Here is a 19,586-nt window from a genome sequence, read left to right as displayed (position 1 = left end):
AATGGTGACAGAATACTCTTACACGCGAATGTCTAGTTCCACTACTGCCGCTCCGCCGGGATACAGAGCTCTTCGTGAGAGCGTAGCCAAGGTGCGCCTGCCCGGCATGGCGCATGTGTTGCTCGCCGGCACCGATGCTGTGGCCTGGCTACAGGGGCAGACGACGAACGACGTGGCCGATCTCAGCCCAGACCATGCCGTGGACTTCTGTCTTATCGAGCCCACTGGCCAGTTGCGGGCCATCTGCCGCGCCTGGAGGGTGCCGGAAGGGGTGATTATAGGCACGCAGAGCCCGGAGCTGATCGAGCAGCGGGTCGAGCGGTTCGTCATCATGGAGGACGTCGAGGCGTCGCGCGTCGGCGAGCAAACCGTCTGTCTGCAAGGCCCGCAGGCCGAAGCGGTCGGGGGCCGTTGGGCACTGCCCAGCGATCGGACCGGCTCCGGCGGTTGGGAGATCATCGGCCCAGCCGCTTCCCCCGATGCGCCCGAGCTGAGTGAAGAAGGGTACGAACTAGCGACGTTGGAAGCAGGGATTCCGCTCTTCGGCGTCGACACGAGCCCGAAGACGCTTCCACCAGAGCTGGGTGCAGCGTTCGTGTCTTCTTACGTGAGCTACCAAAAAGGGTGCTACGTCGGCCAGGAGGTGTTGATGAGGATTTACTCACGAGGCCATACGAACAAGACTTGGGTGGGACTCAAGCTCGAGTCAGACGTCGATCGAGGCACTTCAGTGCTCCACGATGGCAAAGACGTCGGCAAAGTCCACAGAACGGCGCTGAGCCCAACGCACGGCTGGATAGCCAGCGCGACTCTGCGCAACCAAGCCACGACTCCCGGAACGCGCGTCGCCATCGCAGACACAAGCGCGGAAGTGGTCGAAATGCCGTTTGATCGCTAGCCAGCGCCGCTCTTCTTGGCCTTCATCGCTAACAAGTGCCCGGACAGCAGGCAGAGGAACGTCACAATCGAGGCGACGAACGCGGTCATGGCTGGATACATCTCGCCACCGAATGCGTCCTTCCCAAAGCGACCGGCAATCATGACGCAGATGACGAGCGTCATGATGTACCCAACACGAGGGGTGGCCATTTTGAGGGAGAGAAAAAGCCCGACGAGCACGATCAGCCCAGAGCCGCCGCCAGCGATCAAGGAAGGGAGGCTCGCGCTCGGTCCGAAGTAGCCGTCCAAGCCCATCGCAATCAGGCCGACTCCGTAAAAAAGCATCACCCACTTCACCCACGTCATGCGGCAAGTGTACCTTTGTAGGCAGTTTAGCTCCTGTCGTTCAAAGGAGGAGTAGATATACTGCCGACATGTCCGACGCATGGCACGATGACCGCATCAAAGAAGAGTGCGGCGTCGTCGGGCTCTACGCTCCAGGTGGTGATTCCGCCCGCCTTGTGTTCTTCTCCCTCTTTGCTCTACAGCATCGCGGACAGGAGTCTGCGGGCATCGCTGCCTCGGACGGCGAAAAGGTGAGGATGCACAAGAGCATGGGGCTCGTCAGCCAAGTGTTCAACGAGGAGATTCTTGGGTCGCTCCCAGGCGACTTTGCGATCGGCCACACCCGCTACAGCACGATGGGTTCAAGCGTGCTCCGCAACGCTCAGCCGATCTATTGCACCAGCTCGGTCGGCGAAATCGCGGTGGCTCACAACGGCAACCTCATCAACGCAGAGGAAGTCAGAAACCAGCTAGAGGCGAGCGGTGAAAAGCTTGAGACAACCGCTGACAGCGAACTCATTGCACTGTTGCTGGTCAAGAACCTGGAGTACGGGCCGGAAGAGGCAGTCCGGCGCACCATGGGGGAGATTCAAGGCGCGTACAGCGTCGTCGTTCTCACGCCCAGGCTCATTATGGGGTTCCGCGACCCTTATGGAATTCGGCCCTTGGTCGCCGGGAGGCTGAAGGGCGGCGGGCACATTCTAGCGAGCGAGTCCTGCGCGTTCCCTCCGATCAACGCGACGGCCGAGAAGGAGATCGAGCCAGGCGAACTAGTGATAATCGACGAAGAGGGAATGCGCTTCTCTCAGGTCGTGCCGACCGAGCGACCGGCCATGTGTCTCTTCGAGTTCATCTACTTCGCGCGGCCAGACAGCAATATTTACGGCAAGTCGATCTATGCTGTGCGCGAACGGATGGGCGAAGCGCTGGCTCGGGAGCACCCGGCAGACGCAGACATCGTCGTCCCGGTGCCGGACAGCGGCATACCTGCGGCTATCGGCTACAGCCGCGTCAGCGGCCTTCCGTTCCAAGAGGGCATGATGAAGAGCCGCTACATCCATCGCACGTTCATCCAACCGGACCAGCGCATGCGCGAGATGGGTGTTCGCATGAAGCTGAGCCCGCTCGTAGACAAAATTAAAGGGCAGCGAATCGTCCTCGTGGACGATTCGATTGTACGGGCTACGACCACAAAGCAGATCGTCAAGTTCCTGTTCGAGTGTGGCGCGAAGGAGGTGCATGTGCGGATCACTGCGCCACCGATCCGCTTCCCGTGCTTCTATGGAATCGATATGGCCAGCAAGGGCGAGCTGGCGGCTGCGAAGTGGAGCGTCGACGAGATTTGCGAGCATATCGGTGCGACTTCTCTCGGCTATCTCCCGATCGACAGCGTGACGGAGGCCGTCGGACGCGGAAACGGCGAGTTCTGCCTAGCTTGCTTCAACGGCGACTACAGTATCCCAGTGCCGCAGAACCTCAGCAAGCTCGCGTTCGAAAAGGCCGCCGACGTTGGCGAGATCGGCGTGGTGACGGCCGGCCAGCTCAAATTGCCCGAGACCGAGTAACCAGTCACTTGCTACTGTCGAGGCACTCTTTCATCGCCTCGTGGCGCACGAGAACCTCTTTGCTGTGCTTGAAGACGCACTCCATCAGGGGGTTCCACAGGTGGTAGATCTCAGGAAGCTCCTCCACCTTCACGTACTTCCTGTCGGTGCTCTCGAACTGCGGATCGAGTTCGCACAGGCTGACTACGTTCGCGGTGTAGAGGTCGATCCATCGCACCTCGGAGCGCTGCGTGACCCGGTAGCAGCCCATGTAGTGAATCTCCTTGAGGCTCGCGCCGGACTCCTCCATCGCTTCGCGCTTTGCGGCTTCAAGCGAGGATTCTCCGGGCTCGACTCGACCGCTCGGTACGCACCACCCCCTGTCTTCGATGTGACAGATGAGTACCTTGTCTCCGCACCAAGGAAACACGAGCGCTGCAAACGCTCGCAACGGGGCGCGAAACGGCGCGGCGCAGAACTCCAACGTTTGCCTACCGTACTTGCCGCAGGGGTATTTCTTCATTCCTCGCGCTCGCTACTCCTGCCCCTTTGACCCGACGAAGCCGCCGTTCATGACTACAACCTTGCCCATAATGGCCTCGACAGGAAACTCCCCGTATGTCCTGCTGTCCAACGACACCTCCCAGTTGTCTCCGAGCACGTAAATGTAGCCGTCGCGAACAATGTAAGCGCCATTGCGGAGATCGTAGTTCTTTGGTACGTTCGCAAGGTCGACCTCGCCGTGGCCCAGCCGGTAGACGCGTTTGATGATGACCTCGTCCTCGGCCTCGTTGAACAGGACGACGATATCGTCCACCTCTAGGTCGCCGACCAGCCAGTACGCCTTCGTCATCAGCAGGCGCTGTCCCGGATACAGATTCGGGTACATCGAGTCGCCCCGCACCTCGATGGTCTTGAAATTCATGAAGAAAAAGACGACGAACCCCAGGGTGAAGAGGAGAAAACCTGAGAAACCCGTCAAAATGAGCGTTCGTCGGCGCGCGACAACGCCAGCGGCCTCCGAGGAGGCAAGCCGCTCGGCAGGGGTAGGTTCGCCGCTCTCCAGCGGCTCAGGCGTAACACTCATTCTTTCGTCGATCCCCATGTAACATTGTCGGCGATCTGCCCGTGGTGGTTATACTTCACAGAACAGGAAAAAACCAGTCCACATGCAGTCACTCTTTGAGAAGCTTAACAACGCCCCGGTCTGGGCAGTTCTCGCGGTAGGCCTGATAGCCTTGATCGCGCTTGCATTAGCAATCATGACGTATATCGCCCTCCGGAAGATTCGACAGCGCTGGGCACATCTCTTGGCCGGCGTCAAGGTCGAGAATATCGAAGACGCACTGGAGGCGAATCTGACGAACAGTGAGAGGATCAGCGTAGAGCTAGCCGGCGCGCAAGAGAGAATCGCGAGATTGGAGGATCAGATGGAATCCGCGAAGCGGTACCTCGCCGTCGTGCGATACGATGCTTTTGACGACGTCGGCGGCGAGCAGAGCTTCGCGTTTGCCATGTACGACGAGCGTGGCGACGGCGCCGTGATTACAAGCCAAGTCGGTCGCGCCGACTGTCGTGTGTACGCCAAGCAGCTGATTCGAGGCGAGGCTGACCGCGAGCTGAGCCAGGAGGAAAGCGCTGCGATTGAGCAGGCAGCAGCACAAGTCGCAAAACGAAGGCAATGACTACGCACGCTGACGATAGCCTCCTGATCGAGCACAGCCAAGAGGGCGACCGACAGGCTTTCGACGCGCTGATTCGCAAGTACGAGCAGCGGGCGTACCAGTACGCACATCGGCTGACCTCGAATCCAGAGGAGGCGTCCGACATCGTCGCAGAGGCTTTCGTCAGGGTGTTCAACGCCCTCAAGAACTTCAAAGGGCAGAGCAGCTTCAGCACGTGGCTGTACAGGATCCTGACGAACTGCTACCTGGATCATCGCAAGAAGGAGCGGAATCGCCAGCACCAAAGCTTAGAGGCCTCGCTTCGCCTAGACGGGGGTGAGGTCCAGATGCAGGTAGAGGACCAGTCCCCAAGAGCCGACGAGATAGCCGAGCAGAACGAGAGGGAGCAGGCAGTTCAGGCGGCACTGGGACATATGCCCGAGTATCAGCAGGTGATGCTCGTTATGTACCACGTGGAGGCGCTGAGCTACGAAGATATCTCAGATGCGCTCGACCTGCCCATAGGTACGGTCAAGAGTCGATTGAACCGGGCTCGGCTCGCTCTCCGGGACCGTTTGGCGCAGGACGTGGAACTTTTTAACCTGAGTTGAAGTCAAACCCAAATGTAAGATGAATCAGAGGAAGGCACGAGACTTATACTCGCATTACCACGAGGGGTCGCTGGACGAAGGTCTGCGACAGGCCTTCGAGCGAGCAATGCAGAACGACCCGGACATTCGTTCTGAGTACGAGCAGTTCGTGCGCGTAATAGGGGATCTCAACTCGATGGCGAAGCCGGTCGAGGTGCCTGCAGACCTCCACCAACGAATACGGGAGCGGCTGGATCAGTCCGTTCCCGAGAGTCGTACGGACAACCGCACATCCACGATTTGGTGGGCTTGGAAGCCTCTGGCGTACGGCACGGCGGCAGCGGCGATCGCCATCATGATGATCGTCTCATTCGGCCCGAGCCCGGGCGGCAACGTCCAGTCCGCTGGACTTAGCGGCCAAACGGAGATTGCGCCAAACCTGGAGGTGTCCGACGGCAACGTGATGTTCGAGTTCAGAACCGGTGCAGAAACGTCGATCACCGTGTCCCGCGATTCTGACAACGTAGAGCTTTTCGCGAAAGACCTCGACGGCCAGTTGGTTCAGCTAACCTTGCACAACGACGCCGATGAACCCTCGATGCTGCGAGTAGACATCGCCAGCCTAGATCGGCCCGTGTACCTGCTGATTCCGGGAATCGCCCTCGCCCAGGACGATGCCGGCAGCGGTTCGCTGCTCGAGTTCGCAACCGCGATTTCAGCTCGATACAACGTACCTGTCTACGTGTCGGTAAGCGACTCCGAAGCGATTCTCGATTGGGAGTTCGAGTCGCTCGACCCGGTCGAAGCGGTTGAGGATGAAATCGATAGCTTGGGGATGCACGTTGCACAGGACCAGAACGGCGTAGTCCGCATCAGCGACTGAGCGCTACTCGGCCTGCTCGTTCGCGAGCAGTTGGTTCAAGACCGAATCTCGTCGCTCTCGGTATCTCCGCTCTTGGCTGAGCGCCACGCGGCTTCTTGCTGCGAGCGGTAGGAGGTCTTGATCGGAAGAGGTGATTTCGATCCACTCCTCCAACTTGAACTCCTCTTCGTCGTTGCTTGCCAGGGTGTGGCTTGATCGGACCGCCGCAAGCCAGTTCGTCGACTCGCCCTTGCGACGAAGGTCGCGGCTATAGACGACCGCCATGTGGTTGACGATCTGAGTTGGATTGCGGCCTGGCTGTTCCAGCTCCTCGATTTGGGACGCGAGGCGAGTTCGCTGAGCTTCGTCGAGTTCAGACGAGATGGCCTCAATACTCCCTAGGATTCTCATTTGAAACGGTGCCGAAGCGATCAGGCTGGAGAAGTCGCCGTACTTTGCGACGTTCGCAAGTTCGATCAGATCGCCGTATAGATTCGCAGCATCCTCGTACTGACCGAGCGTCGCCCACTCATTGGCCAGGTCGTAGCCGTCCCTCAAGAGCGTAGATCTCGCGTCTAGGATACTGGTGTACGCCGATGTCCGGCCGTCGAGTATCGTCGTGGCAGGGCGGATGTCCTTCAACTCGCCGTTCCGGTACGCCGTGAGCCAGAACTCGATAGCTTCGAGCAACTGCTGGCGATTGGGGGACTGCTTCGCCTCGCTCTCGTAGGCGACAGAAACTCGAACCGGGTCTACGTAGGCCAGGATGGAGTCATTCATCGCAGGACCGTACTCGATGAACTCGTACGCGTTCGCGCTCGTGCGCCCGCTGATTGCTATCAGGCCGAGCAATAGGAATGGCCCGGCTGCCAACAGTTGGTAGACAGCTTTCTTGACCAGCATGATCAGAATAATTGGCATCTATTGCTCCTATCATTCGGCTACAGCTCAAAAAGGCAATGGACCCGTTCTATGCTCCCCAGACAGGTCTTTCGGGCACATTCGGGCTGGGAAGCCCAAACTTTTTATACAATGGAAGTGTGGGACGAGGAAATAACCTCAAAAATCAAAGAATCGCAAACTGGGAAGAGCATTTGATCCGCCGAGCACAGGCTGGCGAGAGCGTTGCGATGGAGCTGCTGATGGATACGTACCGGACGCAGCTGCGGTATCACGCGCTCAGAATGCTACGAGATGGTGAAGACGCCGACGACGCCGTACAGGAATCGTTCCTGAAGGCGTTCAAGGCGATCGGGTCGTTTCATGCCGGCAGGCCGTTCCTGCCGTGGTTGATGCGAATCTGCTCGAACTGCGCGGTCGACATCATTCGCAACCGCAAGCCGGGGCACGAGACGCTGGACAAGCACGAGCATGCGCTGTACGATTCGCGGATGGGAGTTGCAGAAGGCGTCGAAAGGCGCTTGCGGGCGGAGAGCCTTCGCAGCGCGATCGGTCGACTGCCAGAGAAGTACCGCAGAATCGTCATGATGCGACACTACGACCATATGGACGTCAATGAGATCGCTGACGCGCTTGATATTCCGGAAGGGACCATCAAGAGCTGGCTTTTCCGAGCCAGGGCGATCTTGAAGAAGGATCTGACGGTAGCTCTTAGTTGAGCGACAACCGAAACGGCGGGCAGGGCCGAAGGCAGTTCGAGGAGGCTGCAGTCGGCCCTTCGCATTTTAGCCGCGCAAGGTAATCTGTACAAAAGATGCCAGTTAGCCAAGATCAGGTTTTAGAGGCGCTCAAAGCCGTGGAGGATCCGGATCTTCACCGGGACATCGTCGCCCTCGGGTTCGTCAAGGACGTCGAGATCGAAGGCGATTCAGTTTCGTTCAAGGTCGAGTTGACGACCCCTGCCTGCCCGGTCAAGGAATTGCTTCAGCAACAGTGTCACGAGGCTGTGATCGCTCTCGAGGGCGTTGCTTCCGTTGCCGTTGAGATGACTGCGCGAGTGTGGCCGAGCTCTCCGGACAGGGCAGATCGAATCCCCGAGGTCAAGCAGTGCATTGCGATCGCGAGCGGCAAGGGCGGAGTCGGAAAGAGTACGGTTGCAGTCAACCTAGCCGTGGCGCTCGCCGAACAGGGCGCGAAGGTTGGTCTGCTGGACGCAGACGTCTACGGTCCGAGCATCCCGATGATGATGGGCACCGAAGGCGAGAAGCCGCTCGCCCAGGATTCCAAGATCGTGCCGATCGAGCGATACGGCATCCGGATGATGTCGATGGGATTCCTGTTGGAGGAGGGCCAGGCCGTGATGTGGAGGGGCCCGATGGTCGCGGCCACCGTCAAACAGCTCTTGGATGACGTGATCTGGGGCGAACTCGACTATCTGCTGGTCGATCTGCCGCCCGGCACCGGCGACGCGCCCATGAGCTTGGCCCAGTTGGTGCCGCTGACGGGCGTAGTGATCGTGACCACGCCGCACAGCGTAGCTGCGAACATAGCTGGCAAGGCCGCACAGCTGTTTCAGAAGCTTGAGGCGCCGTTGCTCGGGGTCGTTGAGAACATGGGCCAGTTCGTGTGCCCATCTTGCCACGAGGAGTTCAGGCTGTTCAACGGTACGCGGGGCGATGAATTGGCCAAGAGGCTTGGCATCCCGTATCTCGGCTCGATACCGCTTGATCCGGCCATCAGCCAGTCATCCGACGATGGGCGCCCGGCGATCATGGAGCACCCGGACACGCCTCAGGCAGCGGCATTCAGGTCGGTGGCCGGACGGCTGGCGGCAGAGGCCAGCATTCTGACGGTCAAGAAAACCGAAGAGGCAACCGCCTGACGAAGTAGGCCGATTTCGCGCTTGATTTGCTCGGGGAACTCGGTTTCCGATTTCTCAATACGCTCCTCAATGTCGCGGATTCGACGGTCGTGAGTGGGGTGAGTGCTGAAGTATTCGTCGAACTTGCCCCCTCCTCCCCCAGCGACTTCCTTCAACATCTTGAACACGTCCACCATTCCTTGCGGGTTGAAGCTCGCCTCGACGACCATGTCGTACCCGATCCGGTCGGCCTCGCTCTCGTGCCGACGGGAGAAGGGAAGGGTGAAGAGCAGTTCGTCGCTGACCGCGGCGACATTGAACAAGGTGTCGTTCGCATCGAGCAGTACAAGAAGAAGCAAGAGGCCAATCTGCCTCTTCTGCTGGTCGGCGTAGGCGCTGGCCCAGTGCTCCTTCTGAACGTGCGTCATCTCGTGCGCCAAGATGCTGATTAGCTGGTCTTCGGTCTCAATTTTCTCCAGCAAGCCTGTGAAGAAGAAGACTGGCCCGCCCGGGAGTGCGAACGCGTTGATCTCCTCGCTATCCACAACGTCGAACGTATACTGGAACGGCTTGGCCTCGCGCTCCTCTTCCGGAATGTTCATGACGAGCGTCCGGCCCAGTCGCCTCAGTTCCAGCACGCGGGGGTCGTCGTCTTCCAGGATCGTCATCTCGTCACGCAGACCCTCTGCCGCACGCTGACCCAGCTTGATCTGATCCTGGACACTGGGCTTGAATAGGTCGCCGGCCAGAGCTGAGCTGCCGGTAGCCACAGATAGGAAGACGCAAAGGGCCAACTGTTTTCCGCGCATATTACTGTTAGACGATACCTGGATCGGGTCAGTTTCCGATTCGGCCAGACGACTCGCCTAGAAACCTCGCATTTGTGCAGTGGGCAGCGCTGCGACCTTGTGGAAGACAGGACAAGAGGGTTGTATAACGGCCCGCAGGTCGTATGGCCTGAGTCCGGAGGATCATAAGGAAAATGAAGCGTAATAAGCGAACCGGTTTCACGCTCGTTGAAATCATGATCGTGGTCTTGATCATTGGTATCTTGCTCGCGATCGCAGTCCCGAATTTCATCAAGGCACGACAGAACAGTCGGCTACAGACAATCATCGCCAACTTGAAGCAGATCGAATCTGCCGAAGAGCAGTGGGCGATGGAACTCGGCAAAGTCGGCTCCGACGTGGCAGTGTCGGGAGACCTTGCACCCGTGTACATGAAGAAGTGGCCAACGGGTCCTGTGACGGGCGTCTATCTGGCCAACGCGGTCAATATTGACCCGACGTTCAACGGCAAGGATGCCGACGCGTGGCGGTCTGACCCGTCAGGTCTGTAAGACACTCTTCGACGACAAAAGTATAAAGGGTAATAGGCAGGTGACTTCGGTCACCTGCCTTCCTTTTGTTTAAGGCTTCGATAGGCAACGATCCGATGCGGCCCGGCTGGAACCCAGCCTGAAGTAGAGCGTGTGCCGTAGAATAGGCGCATGGCGGGTGGCCAGAAGGTCGGACGATTTGGAGCTTATGGCGGGCGGTACGTTCCGGAGACGCTCATCCCGGCTCTTGACGAACTGGCTGCCGAGTTCAAGAAGGCTTGGCAGGACAAGAGCTTTCGCTCCGAGTTGGACGAGTACTTGGACAAATACGTCGGCAGGCCGACTCCCGTCACAGAGGCGACGAGGCTGGGCCAAGCGTTAGGTTTCGAACTGGCGATCAAGCGCGAGGATCTCAATCACACCGGCGCGCACAAGATAAACAACGCGCTCGGTCAAATCCTGCTGGCCAGAAGGATGGGCAAGCAGCGGATTATCGCGGAGACGGGAGCGGGCCAGCACGGCGTCGCGGTAGCGACCGTCTGCGCGCTGTTCGGCCTGGAGTGCGTCGTATACATGGGCGAGGAGGACTGCCGCCGCCAGGAGCTCAACGTCTTCCGCATGAAGCTGCTAGGCGCAGAGGTCGTGCCCGTTAGCAGCGGTACGAAGACGCTGAAGGATGCGCTCAACGAGGCGTTGCGGGACTGGGTGACGAACGTCGAAGGTACGCACTACGTCATCGGTTCGGTCGCAGGCCCGCATCCGTATCCCGAGATGGTTCGGGAGTTCCAAGCCGTGATCGGGCACGAGGCGCGCGAGCAGTATGAGCGTCAGTTCGGCGGGCTCCCAGATGTCGCAATCGCATGCGTAGGCGGCGGTTCGAACGCGATTGGGTTCTTCGCTGGGTTCATGGACGACGCGGTGCGCTTGATCGGGGTCGAAGCAGCCGGAGAGGGGATAGACACCGATCGCCACGCAGCGCCGCTGGCAGCCGGCTCGCCGGGCGTCCTGCACGGATCGTACTCGTACATGATGCAGGACGAGAACGGCCAAGTGCTGCCGACGCACTCCGTGTCCGCTGGCCTCGACTATCCAGGCGTTGGGCCGGAGCACTCGTATCTCAAGGACTCTGGTCGAGTCGAGTACGTCGCTGTGACCGACGAGCAGGCGATCGCGGCGTTCGAGCAACTGTCCAAGTGTGAAGGAATCATCCCTGCGTTCGAGTCGGCGCACGCGTTCGCTGCGCTCAGCATCGACGGCTTGATCGACAATGGCTCGCGGGTGCTGGTCAACCTTTCTGGTCGCGGCGACAAAGACATGGAGTCCGCTTCGAAGATCATCGGTTTTTGAGCAGACTGCGCAGGGAATCAAAACCGGTCCCGCAACGCGTGCGCTTCTTCGGCCAAGATAGTGTTGTATGCCGTTTCGTCGTCCGGTCCGGGTCGCTGTCGTTGGTGCCACTGGCGCCGTCGGCAGGGAGTTTGCCCGCCTGCTTGAAGAGCGCGAGTGGCCGGTCGACGAGCTGTCGCTGTTCGCCAGCAAGCGGTCGGTCGGCAAGCGTCAACCGTTCAAGGGTGACGAGGTTCTTGTCAGGGAGTGCTGCAGCGGCGGATTCAAGGGCGTCGATATCGCGTTCTTTTCCGCTGGTGCAGAAGTGAGCAAGACATACGCACCTTGCGCTTTGGAGTCAGGCGCCATCGTCATCGACAACTCCAGCGCGTTCCGAATGAGGTCTGACGTTCCGCTCGTGATCCCAGAGATCAACGCCTCCGAGATCAGCGCGACAACTAGGCTGATCGCGAATCCGAACTGCACGGCGATCATCCTGTTGATGGCCATCGCCCCGCTGCGGTCTCTTGGGAAGTTCGAGCGCGTCGTGATGACGTCCTACCAGAGCGCGAGCGGGGCGGGCGCGGCGGCCATGAAGGAGCTGGAAGAGCAGTCAAGGGCCGTCCTGGAGGGGCGAGAGGCCGAGCCTTCGGTCTTTCCGCACCAGTGTGCGTTCAACGTGTTCTCGCACGACTCCCCCATCGGCGAGACGGGGATGAACGTTGAGGAAGAGAAGGTAATCGAAGAGACGCGGAAGATCCTCGGTATGCCAGACCTCAAAGTGAATGCGACTTGCGTCCGCGTGCCGGTCTTCCGTGCCCACTCCGTGTCAGTGCTCGTCGAGTTCTCCGGTGAGGCGCCCGGCATAGACGCGGCTAGAAGCGCGATCGCCGACTTCTCCGGAGTACGCCTGGTTGATGACCGAGAAAAGAACCACTTCCCGATGCCGGTCGAGGCGAGCGGCCAAAACGATGTGCTCGTCGGCAGAATCCGCCAGGACCCATCCAGCCGCAACGGTCTCTGCCTCTTCGCATCGGGCGACCAACTTCTGAAGGGTGCTGCCCTCAACGCCGTACAGATCGCCGAGTGCGCGCCGATTGTTGAAGCGCTGTCTTAGCTAGGTGAAGACTCCGACCGGGCGGATCGAAGAGAGAGGGAATACTTCATCGGTCCGCGCATTCCCCAGGCGCTTTGACAGAGCTTCTGCGAGTACGTCGCGATAGTCGGTCGTCACGCGCAGGTCGCCGGGGCCGTCTAGTTGATCTTCCTCCAGACCTGGCCAATCCGAAATGACTCGCCCGCCCGACACGCCTCCGCCGAGCGCGATCATGATGGAAGCGCGACCGTGGTCCGTGCCGTATCCGCTGTTCTCGGCAGCGCGTCGGCCGAACTCCGTCTGCACGACCACCGTGACCCTGCTCATATCGCCCGCCAAGTCTTTTCTGAAAGCCGCCAAGCTGTCGCCAAGGTCCTGCAGCTGCATCGCCAGCAGAAGCTCCTGCGCGATGTGCGTGTCCCAGCCGCCACGGTCGCTTGCGTCAAGGCTTGCGATCTCAAGCCCGACCTCCTTTCGCACTAGAATCGCGATCTGCTTCAGGCCGTTGCCGAGCGAGGACTCGGGGTAGACGGCTCCGTTCTCGGGACTGTACGACTCCATGTCGATCGAGCCGAGCTTTTTCAAGACTTGCAACGTATCCCGTCCGGCACCTGCGAACGCGTCGTCGCCGTCTTGATACAGATCTGCCAGAGCATCTGCCGCATCCCGCCGTTGATCGGGATTGCCCGCAAGCTGGAACTCGTCGAGCGACCGAATGGCGATCGCCTGTGTTGCGCCTCGCAGCGACTCAGGAACGGTGCGAGACAGCGCGACGGCTCGCATCGGGCTCCCCCGCGACGGTGTCGTCGCAAGGTGTCGGGCTAGCCATCCGCTCGACTGCGGCGCGCGCCGGTTCGCCGCTCCGCGCTCCATCGTCGCCATCGCCTCAAAATGGGAGCGCGATTGATCGCCGGAACCGACGGCGTGAATGAACGCAAGCTCGCCCTCGTCGAAGAGAGGATGCAGGGCAGAAAGAGAAGGGTGCAGACCGAAGAACCCGTCCAGGTCTCGCAGCGCGCCCGCTCCACCGCCCGGCTTTTTGATAGCAAGCGTAGGGCGAAGTTTGTAATAGGCGTCTTCCGTGTACGGCGCAACGATGTTCAGCCCGTCTGCGCCACCACGCAAGAACACCACGACAAGTACGTTGCCGTTTTCTCCGAACGTCGCCTGTGCAAGCGCCGTCTTTCGTGCCGCCCACCACGCGACTCCTGCTATGCCTGCGGTCAGTGCGGCCCTGCGCGTCATCTGTTTTTGCATGGCCTCGGCGTAGCCGTCGCATGCTGACTCGTGTTTGCTCATCGCCATTGAAACTCCGGTGAACATAAGCAGAGCGCAGCGATCTGCGCCCAGTCGTCACTGGTTGACGGATTTTGCACTGTGTGCTGCTGAAGCGTCGCCATGAGAGAGCCTGCTTTTTGGCTGTCATGCGACAATCCGAACACAGCGGCGATCCACTCGTTCCTGCTCGATGCCCCGTAACGCTTTGCGAGGCCGGACAAATCAACGCTGACGCCCCCGATGCGGTTCGACGTCAGGGCGAACGCGAAGTTCCACCTAGCCAGCATGCTGCCGCCCCACGCGTCTGCGTCGAGAGGGTATCCATCCGGCATCGGCCAGAGGTGCAGCGGCTGCCCCATCTTGTCCAAATGGCCCAGGATCGGTGCAAACTTTGGCCAGAGGGAAAACCCAGAATCTGTCGCCCGCAGTGCGGACACGACGTAGTCGAACGGCCTCTTGGGCGCTGGCGGACCGTCCAGCAGAGCCGGCGACGAAAGCACGGTCTTCACCATTGCTGAGATGTCGCCGAGCTGATCGCCCCAATACGCATCCTCGACTGCGACCTCGAGGGCTACGTCCTCGCGGCCGAGGAAGAACTTCACGAGCTTCCGCGCCAGGTGCCTTGCAGTGGCCGGGTGTCGGGCCAAGATATCGAGCACGCGTTCGCCGTCTTTGACCCCTCCTCCCGCTGGAATCACCTCGCCGAGCACGAGCTTTTCTTCGCTGTCATGAAGCTGCGGATAAAACCGGAACGAGCCCTTCTCCCTCAAAAACCTGCGCTCTTCCGTCCAGCCCGTGAAGCATCGCGCGACCTCCATCACGTCCTTCTGCGAATACCCAGCGTCCACGCCAAGCGTGTGCAGCTCCAAAAGCTCCCGTGCGTAGTTCTCGTTCGGATTGCCCCTGTGGCTCGCCTGCTGGTCTAAGTAAAGAAGCATCGCCGTACTCTTGGCGCTCGCGTGCAGCATCTTCGGGAACGAGCCGAGCGCATTGGCCTGGATTACGTTCCTGTACGCGCTCGGAAGTCGGTAAGCGGACAACCCCTTCTTCGCGTAAATGTTGAAGTGATTGCTCCAGAAGTCGATCATGCGCTCGCGGACCTGCCACGGTGAGAGCGCAGCGCTCAGCAGTGCGGCCTGCTGTAGCTGACCTATGATGTCGTCCTCCTTCCAATCTCTCAGCTCCCAGGCCGAAAACCGGAAGATATCCAGCCGCGAAAGACGGTGCAAGAGATCGAACGGCTCGTGACCGTCCGGCCTTAGCTGACTGGCGATCCATCCGTCTGCGCCGAGTTCGCGAACGTCTTGCGTTTCTCCAGGCCGAGCGCCGAAACCGGCGCGCGCAATCAACCGCGTTGCCGGGTCGGTCAGAGAGGTTGGCGGAGGTACCGTCTTTTTCTGAGACGCGAGATTGCCACAACCCGACAGCACCCCGGCTCCAGCAAGCACCGCGAACGCCTCTCGGCGTGTGAACGTCACGGGGTCTCCAGCGTAGGTGGCGCGGGGGCCTCGATCGCGATTCTCCTGCTGACGATCCCAAGGCATCCAGCGCCGAACGACGCGATCAACACGTACGGCACCATCAGCAGCCAGCCGAACAGCGGCATTAACTGCGCCAAAACCAGCAGCCCAGCCCCTCGCGCGATCGCATCGTATTCGCTGGTCGCGCCGCCGTGCTCCTCGATGCGCCGAGCGGCAAACCGCGCGAAGCCGCCAGCGCCGAAAACGATCACTCCGATCTCAGCGATGAAGATCGTAACTCCGAGCGGCGGAGCTGGCCCAATCAGCAAAGCCCCGACGAAAGTCACGGGTGCGAAGAACAGCAAGCCCAGCAAAAAGGTCTTGAACGGGTGATGTTCGAACCGCTTCGACATCATGAGAGCTCGATCAGGGAAGAAAATCGCGGACAAGGTCATTCCTGCCCATAGCGCGCCCGCGCTGCCCAGGATCAGACTCATCAACGCAAAGATATCTCCGAATGTCATAGTTATCCTCCTCCACGTCCATGATAAGGGACATTTTCACAACCGGAAAGATGCGGCAAAAAAGGCCCATGACCTTCGGCTAGGCCGTAGCCTGGCTCGGATTCGTATGGGAGTGTGCGGGCCGTCATCCTGAGCCTGTCGAAGGATCGCGCTTTTCATCGCGTCGGCTTGGCGACGCGTACCCTGGCCGGCATGCGTGACGTGAGGGAGTTTGAGAAATGGCGCCCGGACGTTCGTCGTCCTGAGCTCAGGATGACCCGCTCGACCTCCCGATCCGACAGTCCCTCTCCCGCTCTACTCATTATCGTTCGCTGAGTACCTGCGTGAGTGGGAGAGGTTAGGTGAGGGCATTGCCGAGGTGCGGAACTGACCGAGATTACAACCGCCCGCCACGAAACACGTTGTTCTCCACGTCCTCGAACTCGAACCGAGGCGTCGTGCCCGGACCGAAGTTCGCCTCGACCAATGGCTGAATGATCTGCTCGGTCATCACCACGTCCGCCAGCTCTCGCCGCAGAGCAGCGATCTGCAATAGCAACACCTGCAAGTGAACTTTTCCAAGAGCCAACGACCCGACCCGGCGCCCCTCGTCCGTCGTCAAAGTCTGGCCGAGCACGGCCCGCGCCATTTCGCGGTTGTGAAACTCGATCGCCTCTTGAAAGCCGCTTGACGGCTCCTTATTGCCGCCGAGGGTCGTGATGCTGATCTCGCTCGGGTACACGATGGCCGTGTTGTCCTGCAAGTCCTGCAGCGCCTTCAGGATCGCGCTCCGCTCGTCCGCCGGGATGCCCCGCTCGTACTGCCCGAGCACCGTCGGCATGGCGAACTTCTCGAGGTGCAGCTGCCACGCCTTCAGCAGCGTCTGCTTCGTAGACCAGTGCTCGTGCGCGGCGTCGAGATCGCTGCGGCCCTTCGGCTGCGCGTAGTCCTTCCGGTTGACGTAGATCACAAACTTGGACGTCGGCAGGCTGCGCTCCTCGATGCCCGGAATCTGAAGCTTCAAGTTCTGGATTCGGCCAAACTCGTCGATGTCGAGCCCGAAGTAAGACGGGTTCTTCGCGCGCACGGCGCGTATCTTCAGCTTTCCGCCATCCACCAAGTACACGATCTCCTGCACGGACCAACCCTTGGAGAACGCATCCATCGCCTGCAGCAGGATCGTGTTCGGCGAGCCGTCCATCTGATCGAAAACGTCCGCAACGAACTCCGCCTTCTCTCGATCTGCCGGGGAGTCGCTAGCTGGCTCTATCGACCAAGGCGCCGCCAGCACAGCGAGCTTCTTGATCGTGAGTGCCGTCTGTATCATGCTGTCGCCCTCCATCTGCGAATACGTGCTGTCCGGCAGACGGCCAGGGTTGTGCCCTGCAAACTCCAGTCCTCGCCGCTCGTAAACAGTCAGTTGCGGCGTGATCTCTTTCGATCTCTTCTTCTTGCGTTGAAATAGTTTCATTCTTGGTTTCTCAATGTGTCCTCGCTGAACTTCCTCGCCGACCCCATGCCGATTCCCGGCGTGTACTCACGCGGAAGCTGTCGCGCCGCCAGCGCGAGCGCGATCACCATGTCGTCGTGGAAGCCGCTGCCTGCGCCGAGCTTCGTGTGTCCGCTTTGGCCCTGTCGCGCTTCGAAGTGCTCTAGCTCCTTGAGCAGCTGCGTGTCGGGCAGCATCTTGATCGAGCCCTTGTCGAACAGCCACGCGAGGTTGTCGATCAGCTCGTTCTTCGACCTGGCGGTGAAGACCAACCCTTCGATCCGAGACCGTTCATGCTCTGACTTCAGCATCTCCAGCACCGGGTCGCCGATGCCCGTCGCGTCGCAAAGAACGCTCGCGCTTTCGTACGGTCTTATGATCTCGGCAACGCGCCGCACGGCTTCTGACCATGTCGTTCCGTGAAAACGCCAGATGCCGTCGAGCCGACAGAGCGACCTTGTTCCGCGTAGAACCGCCACCGCCGTGTAGTCCGCGTACCGCGCCCAGTCGACGCCGATGTACGCCTGCTCGGACTTGATCTCCGGCAGCTCGGCGACAACCGCGTTCTCGATCGCCGCGCTGGCGAACACCTGCCCCTGGCTGTCCAAGAACTGCGCTTCGTACTCGACTGAATACGCGCGCTCGCTGATCAGCTCGCGCTGAACCCGCAGGAAGTTCTTCGAGACGTACGGCGACTCGGACGACGGCGCACGACGGCTCCAGACCCCGTGCTCGCGGCGTTCGCCCATCTTGAAGAACCGCCAGAAGTGGTTCTTCCCGCGCGGCGTGCTGATCATCGTCAGCGTGCCGTTGGTCGTTGCGAGCATTGGCATGGCGACCTCTGTCACCAGCTCTTCAGGAACGTACGCGGCTTCGTCGACGATGATGTCCGTCGCCTCGTTCCCTCGCAGCGCCCGACCGATGTGGCCCGAACGCGCCATCACGACGTGCCTGCCGAGCCGCATATGCGGATACGGCGTGCGCCGAACTTTGAAATCAACGATGCGCTGCTCGTGCCTCGCCAGTTCGTCGATCAGGTCGAGCGTTCTGTCGAACAGCAGCCGCGCCTGATCCAGCGTCGGCGCCAGGATCAGATGCCGCGCGGGGTGATCCCGAAACAGGCTCGCCAGAATCTGCACCGCGCAGGCGTCTGTCTTGCCCCACCGACGCCCGCACGCCAGCACCTTGTTGCGCGCCGGATTCAGAAGAAACTCACGCTGCCCCGGGTGCGGATGCCACACCGGTTCCAACCGCGCAAGAAATGCCTCCACGATTCATCGGATCAGCCGACTGCGATTGTCAACTACTTGGAACCCGGTGTCGTCGTTCCAAGCCCAGGGTAAAACAAGGATATGCGAAAGTGGTTAGCCGTCCTGCTGGTCGTACCACTTCTTGGGTGCGGTCACAAGGGTGACTCAGCGGGAGTGTCCAAGACCGTTGCTGAGGAAGTCGCAGAGGCGAGGGAACTCATCGACGACGTGATCGTTACGTTTGGCTACGAGAATGCTGTCGGCAAAACCGGTGAGGAAATCGATCATGAAGAGCAGCTAATCGAGGACATCGATGAGTCGCTGGGCAGTTGGAACTTCGATTTTGATGAGAGGGCGATGTTGTCGCGGCTTTCCACGGCCTTCGGACGCGTGTGGGCAGCCGAGGAGCAATACGAAGACTTCCAGAACGAGTTCGAGGACGATTTCTTTTCCGACTCTATGAACTACGTCTTTCGCACCAGTTTAATGTTTGCTTTTGAGAGCTATTTAGAGGAGTTCGAAGGTGATTCGCATCAAGAGATCGTCGATCTCCGAGAGTCAGGGCATGACCTTGAAGCAGGCGAGCACTACCGCCATATGGCGCAGACCGAGATTCGGGTCAGCGAGATATTTCTGAAAATCTTGGAAGATCGTCGCACTGACTTGATTGGCGACAAGGAAGATGGACTGTTCACAACAAGGGATCTTCAGTATCTCAATCGACACTATGAGTTGATCGCAATGATGGCGCCTGACTTCATCGAGATTTTGGATGAACTGGACGAACTGACAGAAGCTCAAAATGCCTGGCAGTAGCCATTAATACCTCAGGTCGGCCTCACCACACCAATTGGCCGACGACAAGCCACGTCCGGAGGCTCCCCTCCCCAGCCTTCGCCGTGCAACAAAGCCTCAGGACGTGGGCAGAGATGACCAAGAATCGCCAGCCAACCCGTCCTGAGGCATGGAGGGTAGAACTCGGTCATGTCGCTGCTCATGATCCCGCTTCTTATCGGCTTGGTTCTGCTTTCGATTTCACTTTACATACAGAGCACCGTGACCCTGCGTATGCTCAAGATCTTCGATCTGGCTGACGAGTTCAGGCAGCCCAGGATACTGAAGCTGTCAGCGATCGCTAGGGCGCTAGCTCTCGTGGCGATGGTCCTGCTTTGTCTTGTAATGCCCGTCACCATTCTTTTCCCTGGCTAGGCATGGTACGAC

General features: G+C 59.9%; 22 protein-coding genes. 12 read left to right on the top strand and 10 right to left on the bottom strand.

The window, feature by feature from the left end:
- The first annotated feature begins 28 nt into the window (after positions 1-28).
- Complete coding sequence (locus IH944_01650) at positions 29-898, top strand: hypothetical protein (protein MCH7903253.1); 870 nt, start codon at positions 29-31, stop codon at positions 896-898.
- Here the strand turns inward: IH944_01650 and IH944_01645 are convergent.
- Entirely contained in the window at positions 895-1,245 is a 351-nt protein-coding gene (locus IH944_01645; GenBank protein ID MCH7903252.1) for a hypothetical protein, read from the bottom strand. The genes IH944_01650 and IH944_01645 overlap by 4 nt on opposite strands.
- A gap of 68 nt (positions 1,246-1,313) precedes the next feature.
- Here IH944_01645 and IH944_01640 point away from each other — a divergent pair, with 68 nt between their 5' ends.
- Entirely contained in the window at positions 1,314-2,789 is a 1,476-nt protein-coding gene (locus IH944_01640; GenBank protein ID MCH7903251.1) for an amidophosphoribosyltransferase, read from the top strand.
- Between the two features lie 4 nt (positions 2,790-2,793).
- On the opposite strand, the gene IH944_01635 is transcribed toward IH944_01640, so the two are convergent.
- Together IH944_01635 and IH944_01630 are read right to left on the bottom strand one after the other, a co-directional pair.
- On the bottom strand, positions 2,794-3,291 hold the full coding sequence (locus tag IH944_01635) for an NUDIX domain-containing protein (GenBank protein ID MCH7903250.1): 498 nt from the start codon (positions 3,289-3,291) through the stop codon (positions 2,794-2,796).
- Positions 3,292-3,303: 12 nt separating this feature from the next.
- Positions 3,304-3,855: a S26 family signal peptidase gene (locus IH944_01630; protein MCH7903249.1), complete on the bottom strand. Its 552-nt coding sequence runs from the start codon at positions 3,853-3,855 to the stop codon at positions 3,304-3,306.
- Between the two features lie 82 nt (positions 3,856-3,937).
- Between IH944_01630 and IH944_01625 the strand changes: the two genes are divergently transcribed.
- The 3 genes from IH944_01625 to IH944_01615 are packed head-to-tail and all read left to right on the top strand — an operon-like array spanning position 3,938 to position 5,905.
- Positions 3,938-4,453, top strand: coding sequence for a DUF4446 family protein (locus IH944_01625; protein MCH7903248.1), 516 nt, complete (start codon positions 3,938-3,940; stop codon positions 4,451-4,453).
- Positions 4,450-5,043, top strand: coding sequence for a sigma-70 family RNA polymerase sigma factor (locus IH944_01620; GenBank protein MCH7903247.1), 594 nt, complete (start codon positions 4,450-4,452; stop codon positions 5,041-5,043). The genes IH944_01625 and IH944_01620 overlap by 4 nt, the downstream gene beginning before the upstream one ends.
- Before the next feature lie 19 nt (positions 5,044-5,062).
- Entirely contained in the window at positions 5,063-5,905 is an 843-nt protein-coding gene (locus tag IH944_01615; GenBank protein MCH7903246.1) for a hypothetical protein, read from the top strand.
- 3 nt (positions 5,906-5,908) lie between these two features.
- Here IH944_01615 and IH944_01610 read toward each other — a convergent pair whose 3' ends face one another.
- A complete protein-coding gene (locus IH944_01610; GenBank protein MCH7903245.1) occupies positions 5,909-6,805 on the bottom strand; it encodes a hypothetical protein in 897 nt (298 codons plus the stop codon).
- A gap of 119 nt (positions 6,806-6,924) precedes the next feature.
- On the opposite strand from IH944_01610, the gene IH944_01605 reads away from it, so the two are divergent.
- Together IH944_01605 and IH944_01600 are read left to right on the top strand one after the other, a co-directional pair.
- Entirely contained in the window at positions 6,925-7,503 is a 579-nt protein-coding gene (locus IH944_01605; GenBank protein ID MCH7903244.1) for a sigma-70 family RNA polymerase sigma factor, read from the top strand.
- Positions 7,504-7,598: 95 nt separating this feature from the next.
- A complete protein-coding gene (locus IH944_01600; protein ID MCH7903243.1) occupies positions 7,599-8,666 on the top strand; it encodes an Mrp/NBP35 family ATP-binding protein in 1,068 nt (355 codons plus the stop codon).
- Here the strand turns inward: IH944_01600 and IH944_01595 are convergent.
- On the bottom strand, positions 8,576-9,454 hold the full coding sequence (locus IH944_01595; protein MCH7903242.1) for a M48 family metalloprotease: 879 nt from the start codon (positions 9,452-9,454) through the stop codon (positions 8,576-8,578). The two genes, IH944_01600 and IH944_01595, sit on opposite strands and share 91 nt — an antisense overlap.
- A gap of 173 nt (positions 9,455-9,627) precedes the next feature.
- Between IH944_01595 and IH944_01590 the strand changes: the two genes are divergently transcribed.
- The 3 genes from IH944_01590 to IH944_01580 all read left to right on the top strand — a co-directional run bounded on the left by IH944_01590 (position 9,628) and on the right by IH944_01580 (position 12,406).
- Positions 9,628-9,984, top strand: a complete 357-nt coding sequence (locus IH944_01590; protein ID MCH7903241.1) for a type II secretion system protein — start codon at positions 9,628-9,630, stop codon at positions 9,982-9,984.
- 150 nt (positions 9,985-10,134) lie between these two features.
- Positions 10,135-11,310 carry a tryptophan synthase subunit beta gene (trpB, locus tag IH944_01585; protein MCH7903240.1) on the top strand — a complete coding sequence of 392 codons (1,176 nt, stop codon included), beginning with the start codon at positions 10,135-10,137 and terminating at the stop codon, positions 11,308-11,310.
- Positions 11,311-11,377: 67 nt separating this feature from the next.
- A complete protein-coding gene (locus tag IH944_01580) occupies positions 11,378-12,406 on the top strand; it encodes an aspartate-semialdehyde dehydrogenase (protein MCH7903239.1) in 1,029 nt (342 codons plus the stop codon).
- On the opposite strand, the gene IH944_01575 is transcribed toward IH944_01580, so the two are convergent.
- The 5 genes from IH944_01575 to IH944_01555 all read right to left on the bottom strand — a co-directional run bounded on the left by IH944_01575 (position 12,407) and on the right by IH944_01555 (position 18,386).
- Complete coding sequence (locus IH944_01575) at positions 12,407-13,684, bottom strand: DUF1501 domain-containing protein (GenBank protein MCH7903238.1); 1,278 nt, start codon at positions 13,682-13,684, stop codon at positions 12,407-12,409.
- Positions 13,681-15,141 carry a DUF1800 domain-containing protein gene (locus IH944_01570; protein ID MCH7903237.1) on the bottom strand — a complete coding sequence of 487 codons (1,461 nt, stop codon included), beginning with the start codon at positions 15,139-15,141 and terminating at the stop codon, positions 13,681-13,683. The genes IH944_01575 and IH944_01570 overlap by 4 nt, the downstream gene beginning before the upstream one ends.
- The gene (locus IH944_01565) at positions 15,138-15,647 is read right to left on the bottom strand and encodes a hypothetical protein (protein ID MCH7903236.1); all 510 of its coding nucleotides are present in this window, start codon (positions 15,645-15,647) and stop codon (positions 15,138-15,140) included. Before IH944_01565 ends, IH944_01570 begins: the two co-directional genes overlap by 4 nt.
- Positions 15,648-16,023: 376 nt before the next feature.
- Positions 16,024-17,097: a DUF935 family protein gene (locus tag IH944_01560; GenBank protein MCH7903235.1), complete on the bottom strand. Its 1,074-nt coding sequence runs from the start codon at positions 17,095-17,097 to the stop codon at positions 16,024-16,026.
- The gene (locus tag IH944_01555) at positions 17,094-18,386 is read right to left on the bottom strand and encodes a hypothetical protein (GenBank protein MCH7903234.1); all 1,293 of its coding nucleotides are present in this window, start codon (positions 18,384-18,386) and stop codon (positions 17,094-17,096) included. The genes IH944_01560 and IH944_01555 overlap by 4 nt, the downstream gene beginning before the upstream one ends.
- A gap of 81 nt (positions 18,387-18,467) precedes the next feature.
- Here IH944_01555 and IH944_01550 point away from each other — a divergent pair, with 81 nt between their 5' ends.
- Complete coding sequence (locus tag IH944_01550; protein MCH7903233.1) at positions 18,468-19,181, top strand: hypothetical protein; 714 nt, start codon at positions 18,468-18,470, stop codon at positions 19,179-19,181.
- Positions 19,182-19,349: 168 nt separating this feature from the next.
- Entirely contained in the window at positions 19,350-19,574 is a 225-nt protein-coding gene (locus IH944_01545; GenBank protein ID MCH7903232.1) for a hypothetical protein, read from the top strand.
- Positions 19,575-19,586: the final 12 nt, after the last annotated feature.

This window comes from Armatimonadota bacterium, assembly GCA_022563855.1.
In the GTDB taxonomy this organism is placed as follows: domain Bacteria; phylum Armatimonadota; class Fimbriimonadia; order Fimbriimonadales; family Fimbriimonadaceae; genus JADFMN01.
This window is presented reverse-complemented; position numbering and strand designations above follow the sequence as displayed.

Coding starts and splice junctions, on each gene's coding strand:
- IH944_01580 (MCH7903239.1), top strand. CDS start 11,378: ATGCCGTTTCGTCGTCCGGTCCGGGTCGCTGTCGTTGGTGCCACTGGC.
- IH944_01590 (MCH7903241.1), top strand. CDS start 9,628: ATGAAGCGTAATAAGCGAACCGGTTTCACGCTCGTTGAAATCATGATC.
- trpB (MCH7903240.1), top strand. CDS start 10,135: ATGGCGGGTGGCCAGAAGGTCGGACGATTTGGAGCTTATGGCGGGCGG.
- IH944_01620 (MCH7903247.1), top strand. CDS start 4,450: ATGACTACGCACGCTGACGATAGCCTCCTGATCGAGCACAGCCAAGAG.
- IH944_01595 (MCH7903242.1), bottom strand. CDS start 9,454: ATGCGCGGAAAACAGTTGGCCCTTTGCGTCTTCCTATCTGTGGCTACC.
- IH944_01575 (MCH7903238.1), bottom strand. CDS start 13,684: ATGAGCAAACACGAGTCAGCATGCGACGGCTACGCCGAGGCCATGCAA.
- IH944_01635 (MCH7903250.1), bottom strand. CDS start 3,291: ATGAAGAAATACCCCTGCGGCAAGTACGGTAGGCAAACGTTGGAGTTC.
- IH944_01600 (MCH7903243.1), top strand. CDS start 7,599: ATGCCAGTTAGCCAAGATCAGGTTTTAGAGGCGCTCAAAGCCGTGGAG.
- IH944_01615 (MCH7903246.1), top strand. CDS start 5,063: ATGAATCAGAGGAAGGCACGAGACTTATACTCGCATTACCACGAGGGG.
- IH944_01645 (MCH7903252.1), bottom strand. CDS start 1,245: ATGACGTGGGTGAAGTGGGTGATGCTTTTTTACGGAGTCGGCCTGATT.
- IH944_01565 (MCH7903236.1), bottom strand. CDS start 15,647: ATGACATTCGGAGATATCTTTGCGTTGATGAGTCTGATCCTGGGCAGC.
- IH944_01545 (MCH7903232.1), top strand. CDS start 19,350: ATGTCGCTGCTCATGATCCCGCTTCTTATCGGCTTGGTTCTGCTTTCG.
- IH944_01550 (MCH7903233.1), top strand. CDS start 18,468: ATGCGAAAGTGGTTAGCCGTCCTGCTGGTCGTACCACTTCTTGGGTGC.
- IH944_01630 (MCH7903249.1), bottom strand. CDS start 3,855: ATGAGTGTTACGCCTGAGCCGCTGGAGAGCGGCGAACCTACCCCTGCC.
- IH944_01625 (MCH7903248.1), top strand. CDS start 3,938: ATGCAGTCACTCTTTGAGAAGCTTAACAACGCCCCGGTCTGGGCAGTT.
- IH944_01640 (MCH7903251.1), top strand. CDS start 1,314: ATGTCCGACGCATGGCACGATGACCGCATCAAAGAAGAGTGCGGCGTC.
- IH944_01560 (MCH7903235.1), bottom strand. CDS start 17,097: ATGAAACTATTTCAACGCAAGAAGAAGAGATCGAAAGAGATCACGCCG.
- IH944_01610 (MCH7903245.1), bottom strand. CDS start 6,805: ATGCCAATTATTCTGATCATGCTGGTCAAGAAAGCTGTCTACCAACTG.
- IH944_01650 (MCH7903253.1), top strand. CDS start 29: ATGTCTAGTTCCACTACTGCCGCTCCGCCGGGATACAGAGCTCTTCGT.